Genomic DNA, 691 nt, shown 5'->3' with positions numbered 1-691 from the left:
GGTTGCTCAGTACCAGTGGTGGGTCTGCCAGAAGTTCCAGGCGCCGACGGGGCTGCCGTAGCGGGAGTTCATGTAGTCCAGGCCCCACTTGATCTGGGTGGCGGGGTTGGTCTTCCAGTCGGAGCCGGCGGAGGCCATCTTCGAGGCGGGGAGGGCCTGGACGAGGCCGTAGGCGCCGGAGGAGGCGTTCTTGGCGGTGTGGTTCCAGCCGCTCTCGTGGGAGACGATGTTGCTGAAGGCCTTGAACTGCGCGGCGTCCGGGATCATCCGGTGCGCGATCGCCTGAGCGGAGGAGGCCGAGGTGGTGGCGGCCTGTGCGGGGGCCGCGGCCAGGATCATGCCGGTGGTGGCGGCGGCCACGGCGGCACCGGTGAGGACCTTCTTCGGAGAGGTGACGGCGCGGCGAATGATGGAGACGGACACGCGTAGAACCTTTCTTCGGGTACAGGGCGGTCGCTGTATGCCGTGACCCCGTGGTGCGTGGTGGGGCGGGGCGTACGTGGGCGCCGCGGCCCGGGTGGGCTCGCAGCGCCTGGCGACTGCTCCAGAGAAACAGGCTCCGGGGGTGTCTGCAATGACCCCTTTTACTAGTGGTGGTCGCATCCGGGGAGAAAGTGCCTTGTGTGACCTGGCTCTCAAACCCCAGGTCAGAGGGGTTGACGACGCGTCCATGCCACGCATTTCCGCTACG

Annotated in this window: 1 protein-coding gene; it reads right to left on the bottom strand. The window is 67.6% G+C overall.

The features are described from left to right. Positions 1 to 6: 6 nt before the first annotated feature. On the bottom strand, positions 7 to 423 hold the full coding sequence (locus ACX28W_RS44005) for an aggregation-promoting factor C-terminal-like domain-containing protein (RefSeq protein WP_459005708.1): 417 nt from the start codon (positions 421 to 423) through the stop codon (positions 7 to 9). Positions 424 to 691: the final 268 nt, after the last annotated feature.

It is taken from the genome of Streptomyces sp. SD15, from assembly GCF_054462255.1.
This window is presented reverse-complemented; position numbering and strand designations above follow the sequence as displayed.